At 36.0% G+C, this 8,420-nt stretch carries 9 protein-coding genes, 7 tRNA genes and 1 pseudogene; 3 read left to right on the forward strand and 14 right to left on the reverse strand.

Features of this window, described 5'->3' with window-relative positions; genetic code table 11:
* On the reverse strand, positions 1–139 hold a 139-nt coding region (locus BLV53_RS16355; protein ID WP_139298995.1), incomplete at its 3' end, for a type II toxin-antitoxin system YoeB family toxin.
* Positions 139–408: a type II toxin-antitoxin system RelB/DinJ family antitoxin gene (locus tag BLV53_RS16360; RefSeq protein ID WP_090301688.1), complete on the reverse strand. Its 270-nt coding sequence runs from the start codon at positions 406–408 to the stop codon at positions 139–141. The genes BLV53_RS16355 and BLV53_RS16360, both read right to left, overlap by 1 nt.
* 533 nt (positions 409–941) lie before the next feature.
* Here BLV53_RS16360 and BLV53_RS17470 point away from each other — a divergent pair.
* Positions 942–2,507 carry a flagellin N-terminal helical domain-containing protein gene (locus BLV53_RS17470; protein ID WP_090302708.1) on the forward strand — a complete coding sequence of 522 codons (1,566 nt, stop codon included), beginning with the start codon at positions 942–944 and terminating at the stop codon, positions 2,505–2,507.
* A gap of 19 nt (positions 2,508–2,526) precedes the next feature.
* On the opposite strand, the gene BLV53_RS16370 is transcribed toward BLV53_RS17470, so the two are convergent.
* The 3 genes and pseudogenes from BLV53_RS16370 to BLV53_RS16380 form a co-directional block, all read right to left on the reverse strand.
* Positions 2,527–2,829 carry a Dabb family protein gene (locus BLV53_RS16370; RefSeq protein ID WP_090302709.1) on the reverse strand — a complete coding sequence of 101 codons (303 nt, stop codon included), beginning with the start codon at positions 2,827–2,829 and terminating at the stop codon, positions 2,527–2,529.
* A gap of 247 nt (positions 2,830–3,076) precedes the next feature.
* Positions 3,077–3,191, reverse strand: a pseudogene (locus BLV53_RS17635) (dihydrofolate reductase); the annotation flags it as partial.
* Positions 3,192–3,504: 313 nt separating this feature from the next.
* Positions 3,505–4,296 carry an HAD-IIB family hydrolase gene (locus tag BLV53_RS16380; protein ID WP_090302710.1) on the reverse strand — a complete coding sequence of 264 codons (792 nt, stop codon included), beginning with the start codon at positions 4,294–4,296 and terminating at the stop codon, positions 3,505–3,507.
* Between the two features lie 151 nt (positions 4,297–4,447).
* Here BLV53_RS16380 and BLV53_RS16385 point away from each other — a divergent pair, with 151 nt between their 5' ends.
* Together BLV53_RS16385 and BLV53_RS16390 are read left to right on the forward strand one after the other, a co-directional pair.
* Positions 4,448–5,227 (forward strand): DeoR/GlpR family DNA-binding transcription regulator, encoded by a 780-nt coding sequence (locus tag BLV53_RS16385; RefSeq protein WP_170830913.1) that lies wholly within the window; start codon positions 4,448–4,450, stop codon positions 5,225–5,227.
* 279 nt (positions 5,228–5,506) lie between these two features.
* Positions 5,507–6,715 (forward strand): alpha/beta hydrolase-fold protein, encoded by a 1,209-nt coding sequence (locus BLV53_RS16390; RefSeq protein ID WP_090302712.1) that lies wholly within the window; start codon positions 5,507–5,509, stop codon positions 6,713–6,715.
* Between the two features lie 256 nt (positions 6,716–6,971).
* On the opposite strand, the gene BLV53_RS16395 is transcribed toward BLV53_RS16390, so the two are convergent.
* The 9 genes from BLV53_RS16395 to BLV53_RS16435 all read right to left on the reverse strand — a co-directional run bounded on the left by BLV53_RS16395 (position 6,972) and on the right by BLV53_RS16435 (position 8,419).
* Positions 6,972–7,265, reverse strand: coding sequence for a hypothetical protein (locus BLV53_RS16395; protein WP_090302713.1), 294 nt, complete (start codon positions 7,263–7,265; stop codon positions 6,972–6,974).
* A 2-nt stretch (positions 7,266–7,267) separates the two neighbouring features.
* On the reverse strand, positions 7,268–7,486 hold the full coding sequence (locus tag BLV53_RS16400) for an aspartate dehydrogenase (protein WP_090302714.1): 219 nt from the start codon (positions 7,484–7,486) through the stop codon (positions 7,268–7,270).
* Between the two features lie 313 nt (positions 7,487–7,799).
* Positions 7,800–7,870 (reverse strand) — tRNA-Gly (locus tag BLV53_RS16405).
* A 21-nt stretch (positions 7,871–7,891) separates the two neighbouring features.
* Positions 7,892–7,966, reverse strand: a tRNA-Pro gene (locus BLV53_RS16410).
* A 20-nt stretch (positions 7,967–7,986) separates the two neighbouring features.
* Positions 7,987–8,059: transfer RNA gene (locus BLV53_RS16415), tRNA-Val, on the reverse strand.
* Between the two features lie 26 nt (positions 8,060–8,085).
* Positions 8,086–8,159: transfer RNA gene (locus tag BLV53_RS16420), tRNA-Asp, on the reverse strand.
* A 4-nt stretch (positions 8,160–8,163) separates the two neighbouring features.
* Positions 8,164–8,249, reverse strand: a tRNA-Ser gene (locus BLV53_RS16425).
* 18 nt (positions 8,250–8,267) lie between these two features.
* Positions 8,268–8,340 (reverse strand) — tRNA-Thr (locus BLV53_RS16430).
* Positions 8,341–8,347: 7 nt separating this feature from the next.
* A tRNA-Glu gene (locus BLV53_RS16435) sits at positions 8,348–8,419 on the reverse strand.
* Position 8,420 lies beyond the last annotated feature (1 nt).

Consider the following 8,420-nt stretch of genomic DNA (forward strand, 5'->3'; position numbering starts at 1 on the left):
GTTCAGGTTTTCCAATACCATTATATGGATCACGTTGGGCATCTTTTATTAGTGAATTAATTCTTTTTAAAGTCTTTTTATCTTGGGTTTGCCAATAAAGATAATCATCCCAACCTCTGTCTTCCCATAGGATTCCCATTAATCTTCATCCTCCAGTAGTTCATGTTCTTCAAAGTGAGCTTTTCCTGTTTTGATATCATTTGCGATGCCTTCAAGATATCTTATATTTGATTCAGAATAAAATGGATCTGCAGAGACTTCAAATGGAATTCTGTGTTCCCTAGTCATTTTTTTAGCAAAAATTGTAAAGGCGGTTGTCATAGACATGCCAAGTTCATCACAAAGTGCTTCCATATTTTTCTTTAAGTCAGAGTCCATTCTAAAATTAACATTTACTGCGTTTGCCATTTTAAAAACCTCCATAGTTTTTCTATTTTCTTAATTTGATTATATCATGAAAGCATAAAAACGCAAGATATATCATTACAATGTAATGATATATCTTGCGTTTGTCGCAATTAAATATTTATGTGCAAAACTTAATTATACGCATAGTTTAAGGGCATAAAATAATGCCCCCTGTATGCCCCCTGCAATTACTTTTAAAGAGGCATTAAGAAAGAATTTATTTAGTTGAACGATGGTCACTTTTGTGCCCCCTATATTTGTATTACATCTTGTACTCAGAATAATATTCACAACTATATACAGAAATTAGTTTAAAGGATGTATTTCTATTCATGCTTTAATTGTACTACCATTAATCGCACCCTTTGTATCGCCTTTCTAGGCTTTTTCCACGTTACAATTCATATGTCGGCTTTCTTTATAGAAAAATGACCTCAAATAATTATTTTTTATAACTTTATTATTTCTATAATATTTCAATATATAATGTCGATATCAAAGATAACTGGTTACTAATTAAGGAGAGTTATTTAATGGTTGTTACACACAATTTACAATCATCAAATAGCAGCAGAGTTCTTGGCAACACTACTAGCCTCATAGAGAAATCAACGGAAAAGCTTTCTTCCGGCTATCAAATCAACCGTGCAGCAGACGACGCTGCAGGTCTTGCTATCTCTGAAAAAATGAGAAAGCAAATTCGTGGTCTCAATGAAGGTTCTGTTAATTCTCAAAATGGCATCTCTCTAGTTCAGATCGCTGACGGTGCTATGTCAGAAATTCATGACATGCTTCAGCGCGCCAATGAGCTTTCTATCCACGCCGCAAACGGCACACTTTCTCAGGCAGACCGTCAAACATGCCAAGACGAGCTTGATCAGATAAAAGAAGAAATCGACGGTGTTCGTTCTAGGACATTTTTCAATAAAATTCCTGTTCTTAAAGGTCTCCCTGTTAATATTCAGGGCGATATGATTACTCCTGCCTACACAAAGACTATAACTTCAGGTGCAGATTTACCTGAATGGTTACAAAACGGCATAGATAATGCTTCATTGACCAACGGCTATATGGCAAGCACATACAACACAACAGTTAATGTAACCTACAAACTAGAAGGCTCTGATGAAGAGCTTTCTGGTACAGCGACTATCCCACACTCTGCAACATATATTGACTTCTCTGGCATTTCTGCAGATACTGTGGCACAGCTGGATGGTAAAGGAATTTATTCAAGCTGTTGCTCTTGCCAAAACAGATATAGTATCAAGTTTGATGCCACTTCCGATGCAAATATTTCCACACAAAGTGGGAAGCACCGCATTTATACAATTGGTATAAAAGGCGCCACATCCGCTGCAGATGTATTAAACAGGATAATGGAGGGAACAAAAGATTATACAGGTGAACTTGGTAATCCAGATAATCACTACACCAAATATGCTATAGAAGGCAATTCTCTTGTAATATACGATGACCGTTCTTCTGCTTCTAAAGCAACCGTTTGCTCTTCAATCGATTCAACCGGTACCGTTACTGAGGTTACTTTTGAAAAATTTAGTGTTTCAACTGGTACGGGATGGGAAAATGTAAATTCTTATAACACTCGTGCCAACTCGCGATATGGACTTTTCGGGCTCGGTTACACTGAAACAGTTCCCGTTGATGCAACTTATGGTACAAAACCTTCAAGTCGCAGTGCAGACATCAATATTCACAGCGGCGCGGAAGCAGACATGGACAACAAGATTTACATCCTTCTTCCTAATGTTTCTTGTGATGCTATGAATATTACAACAATCGATTTCATGGTACCTAATGGTCCGGAGGATGCAATCACAAGAATCGGTTTCGCTATCAATTATCTCAGCGATGAACGATCAAGGATGGGAGCGTATCAGAATCGTTTGGAACATACAATAAAGAATCTAGATAATGTTACGGAGAATTCCCAGTCCGCAGAATCTAGAATCCGCGACACAGATATGGCAAAAGAAATAGTTAGCCTCTCAAAAAATAATATCCTTCAGCAGGCCGGTCAGGCAATGCTCGCGCAAGCTAACCATTCTACCGAAGGAGTTATGAATCTTCGTCAGTGATCTCCACTAGGCATTTAACCTATACTTTAAAATCTACATGAGTTGTTGTATCTACAAATGGCACGATAGCATCCTTGGTAGCTGCAAGACGAAGTTCGTGATTTTTATAATTCTTAAATGCCTCTTCGCTTTCAAATACTGCTTCAGCTTCTATATCACCGTTTGAGGAACTAAGGCACTCAGTTTTAACAGTAATGCTTTCGAGACCAGGAATTTGTCCGTTCAGATTCTCCAGTTTTGTTTTAATGTTTGCCTTAATTGTGCTGAGGTTCGGACCAACGCATTTATCTTGCAATTTCCAAATAACTACTTGCTTTATCATTTAAATATTATTCTCCAATTTCTATATCTAATGGGTATTAGTTTAACACTTTCAAGGAGAGATACTTCTAGTTTAAGACAAAACAAAAAGCTGCCTCGTCAGCAGCCTTTAAAGGGTGATATATGAAAAAGTTTTATTATCGCTCCTGCTACTCGCCGTGGTGGCAACTAATATATTGTTCCAATATATTAGTTCGTCGATGATTGTATATTAGTCTCCCTATGCGTCTTTATGATGAAAGTTATGTGAAATCCCGTTGTGAGCTCTTTAAATTGTTTTTGCTCTCCTTTAATTCTCCAAGGTATTTCTCCACCTTTTCCAATTACATTATTTTTTGAACGAGCTACTATCAATCCAATCATTTATCTCCCTTTCAAACCTCGATTCGATAATGTCTTTATTTTAATTGATTAGAGAGCTAAATAAAAGTTTTAATTACCATATTTCTCATTTTTGTTTCATATATACATATTAAAACAATCTGCATATAGAAAAAGGTTACTGTTTTCAGTAACCTCAGTAAATATTAATATTTAATGTAGCCCTATCCAAAGCCCCAAATGCGAGCTTAAGTAATTTTTGTATTTTATATATTATGTGTCAATCGACAATTAATTCTTTGATTTATATTAATACCTTTCATAACGCTCCCTATCGAGATCACGCTGAAAGGTATTAACAAGCAACAGCATCAAATAATCCCAGCTTCTCGCAGGCATTGTAAATTCCATCTTTATCAACGTCGGAAGTCACATAGTCTGCAAGCTTCTTCAATTCAGGAATAGCATTTCCCATGGCAACTTTTGTCCAATCATCTGTAAACATTGAAATATCATTGCCAGAATCACCAAAAACAACAGCATCACTATAATGAGCATTAAAATAATCCATAACCTTTTTTATGCCTACAGACTTGTAGCTTGGCTCAATAAACAAATAACTTTCATGAAATCTACAACAAGGAAGATTTTCCAGCGCTTTGAGATTTTTCTCATCTTCTGCTCTGCAGGCTATATATGCTTTATATATATGTTCATAATCTTCAGGATTCAATCCATTAATTATCTTTTGTTCCATATATGTATCCTTTGCGATTTCATTAAAGCGCTCATCCGGAACATATCTTACAGCTGAATTTTCAGGTTGAATTCCCCATGGATATCCTTTCTCCTGACATTCTCTTATTAAAGTAACAACGTTTTCTTTTGGAAGTGGCTTGATTCCTAATAGAGTTTTGTTAATGGTAATACCATAACCTCCATCACTTACCATATTTTCAAAACCTAATTCATTCATTATATCAACTGCAAGAGCCTGGGCTCTGCCTGTTGCAATACATAAAAAATGTCCAGCCTTTTTAAGATTTTGTAGTGCTACAACAGTTGAGTCAGGAATATAGAAATGTTCATATCCTCCTGCGGCCAGTGTGCCATCAATATCAAAAAACAAATACCTCTTCTTACACATTGCTATCTCCTAACATTATTTAATATTTCCGATTGCAAAAAGATAATAGCACATGTATTAACATAGTTTAATGTTCGTTGCTGTTTATTTCCCCAATTTCTGTGATATAATTATGTTTAATAAAACATTATATCCTCTGAAGGAGCTTTCTATGAAACAGGTAAATGAAAATAATGGAATAAGCCGCCGTGAATCTATATACGAATTATTGAAAGAACAGACTACCGTATATGTAAAGGATTTATCACAAAAATTTGGTGTGTCTGATATGACAATCAGAAGAGACTTACACATAATGGAAGAACAGGGAATACTTATTACTCATTATGGAGGTGCTACTATCAGGCATCCAAGCTCATCTCTACATACTTTTGACATGCGAAAAGAAAGCTTTTACGAGGCTAAAGCAGCAATTGCACGCCGAGCTGCAGAACTTGTTAAAGAAAATGATGTAATTTATCTAGATCCAAGCACCACAGTATTGCTTATGACTAGATACCTTCCACCTTTGCATCACACCGTTGTAACAAGCTCATTGGCTGTAATGCATGAGTGTTCTCACAATCCATATGTCACATTATACATAGCTTCTGGTAAATATCAGGACTCAAACGGCGGTCCTATGGATATGGATACTTTGACTTATCTTTCAAATTTTCATTTTAACGCTGCCTTTCTAGGAACAGGCTATATAGATACAGTCTATGGCGTAACCAGCACTGAAATGGATTGTTCAATAAAACAGGTTGTTATGAGAAACTCGGAGCAAAATATACTTCTCGTTGACCACTCAAAATTCGGCCAACATACCATGAAAAAGTTCGGAGATATCAAAGACTTTAATACTATTATCACAGACTCAGATATCTCCGATGAGGATCAATATAATATTTTAAAAGCAAAGGTAAATCTAAACATAACACATTTTTAGGGCCCCCAATTGTGATGGTGTTATATTAATGTTTAATTGTATTGCGTTTTTTGTTAAGAAATTTAAACCAAAAAGGTCACGACATGAGTATTTGACGCTTACGTTTAAACTATCCTATAATGAATTTTTAAATCTACTCAAAAACAGTAGCAACAAATGATAAACAACTAATAATACACTCGGCAAGAATTATGTCGCATATTACACAAATAGATAGTATTATTATCTTGCGCGCTGGTTGTTGTCTAGACAAAAAATAAAATAAGGAGAAGATGTATAATGAAAAATAAAAGATTTTTAGCAAAAGTCTTAGTTTTAGCTCTCTCTGCCGGCTCCTTTGGGGTTGCAATAAAGGCGGATGTGAAGGCAGCAACAAACACAGGAGTAGATTTAGTTTATTCGATTAACGATTGGGGTACAGGCTATCTGGTAGACTACAAGATTACAAATAATACAGGCGCCCCTATAGATGGTTGGAAAGTAAAATTAAATAAGAATCAAGTTAATATAGATTCTAGCTGGTGTGTAAATATTGCTACAGATAATGATGAGTACGTTATTACTCCTCTTGATTGGAATACAGTTATTCCCAGTGGAGCAACCATAGAATTTGGTTCTATTGGTGTGGGTCAAATTGGGGATGAGATTGATTTTACACTTGATGTTTCAGCAGAAGAGGAAAATCATTATGATCCTACAGCTACCATAAGTGATAGTATCCCTGACAAATATTCTTCTATTAGAAGTGATGAAGGGGCAGGTACAGTAAAAACTATTTCATACACTGCACATGATTCTGAAAACGGAAATACATATACAAAAAAGGCTAATATCTATTTACCAGCAAATTATAGTGAAGACAAGAAGTATAATGTTTTATACCTTCTTCATGGAATCGGTGGTGATGAGAACGAGTGGGAAATGTATAATGATGAGTCAAAAGTAAAAGCCATGATGGATAACCTTACATATTATGGTGATATTGACTCATTTATCGTTGTAACACCAAATGGAAAAGCTTCTGAAAGTGGTTCAATCCCATCATTCTATGCATTTGGAGATGAACTCAGAAATGATTTGATTCCATATATTGATTCACACTATAGCACTTATGCAGATCGTGACCATAGAGCAGTTGCAGGTCTTTCAATGGGCGGAATGCAGACAATTAATATAGGTATTGGTGAGTGTGTAGATTTATTTAGTTATTTTGGAGCTTTTTCAGCTGCTCCAACTAGCAATCCTGCATCTAAAACAGCAGAGATATTGAAAGATAATACATATCCAATCCATTACTTCTATAATATTTGCGGTCTTCAGGATGGAATCGCATATGCCAGTGCTTCAAATGCAGCCAAGAATTTACCAGAGGTATGTGATCAATTTGTAGACGGACAAAACTTCCAGTGGCAAGAGCTTGATGGTGAGCATAATTTTGATATTTGGTATCTTGGTTTCTACAATTTTGCACAGAAAGTATTTAAATAAATATATTAAATTTTGAGAGAGGAGCAGAAGTGCTCCTCTCTTTTACTTCATATAAAAATATCAATTATTTTACATTCTTCATATTGACTTGTAGCCAAGGTAATAAAAGTATAAAGATAAATCACACAAATCCAGGTCATAGAACCTTCTGATACCTAAGAAAATTCTTTTGAAATAACTATCTGTGTATTAAATGTTAGTTTTCTACAGAAATATAATATAACGATTTTTGTGGTCAAGACCAGGGTAAAATCAACTATTCATCGATATTATCAAATATTCCAGACTGTTGATAATTGTTCCAGGTGGCATTATAGCTTTCGGCTGCTTTTTTATCCATAATTTGCTTTCTATCGCTTAGTATAGCAAGCATCTCATCAGCTATTTCCACTTCAGGTAGGTGGTCATAGTGAGCTAAATATCCCAGCATTCTTCTTGCTGTAAAATCAGTATTAAGGTTATCAGTAACAAGCTTTGCAAATCGCTCTTGGTAGCCGTCCTGAATTAGTGTATTGTATAATTCTATGCTAAGTGGTGATTTATTTATCATAATTAATATATCTTTTCTATCTCTTCTGTAATACCATACGTTGCCTTAAAAGATGCCAAGTCATTTTGATCTTTTATTAGCATAATTTCTTCAAAGGAGCCTGTAGCAATATCCCTAAAACCAGCCACCTGCTCTCCTGTACATATACTAGCTTTTATAATAGGCTTTTTATTTGATTTGTCATAGGATTTCTTATCAATCTTTTTCTTAAAAAACATAATGCTCCTTTAGAATTAAATATTTATCTTCATAGCTCAATCTATGCTTTTCGTGACATATCGTGTTTCAAGTCTTTTCTTTAAAAATTTAATCTTATGCTAGTATTTTAAATTTTTTTATTACACAATGTCTACAGGAAAGTGTATAGATAAATGGTATATTTATTTTTTTACCATCAATAACACAAATAATTCCATAATTTAGGAGTAAAAATATGTTAAGAATATTGATTTTATTAAATTTTTTGAACAAAAAAGCACTGGACTGTAATAATCCAGTGCTACCTGATACACATTCATCTGTTTATTAGATAAAAGCGGGTGATGGGAATCGAACCCACGTATTCAGCTTGGAAGGCTGATGTTCTACCATTGAACCACACCCGCATATTAATATTTATTTCTAAGTCGGGGTGACAGGATTCGAACCTGCGACCCCCTGGTCCCAAACCAGGTGCTCTAGCCAAACTGAGCCACACCCCGGAATATAATATCTAAGAAAATGGGACCTACAGGGCTCGAACCTGTGACCCTCTGCTTGTAAGGCAGATGCTCTCCCAGCTGAGCTAAGATCCCAAGAAAAACAAACTATTGAATTTGAACGACCCCAGAGGGACTTGAACCCTCGACCTCCGCCGTGACAGGGCGGCGCTCTAACCAACTGAGCCATGAGGCCAAAACGCAGAGGGTGGGATTCGAACCCACGCGCCCTTGCGGACAAACGGTTTTCAAGACCGCCTCGTTATGACCACTTCGATACCTCTGCATATATATTGTTAATTAAAGCCGATGATCGGACTCGAACCGATAACCTGCTGATTACAAATCAGCTGCTCTGCCAATTGAGCCACATCGGCATATAAGTGACTCCGACGGGAATCGAACCCGTGTTACCGCCGTGAAAGGGCGATGTCTTAACCGCTTGACCACGGAGCCA

This window comes from Pseudobutyrivibrio sp. ACV-2 (genome assembly GCF_900107545.1).
Lineage (GTDB): Bacteria > Bacillota > Clostridia > Lachnospirales > Lachnospiraceae > Pseudobutyrivibrio.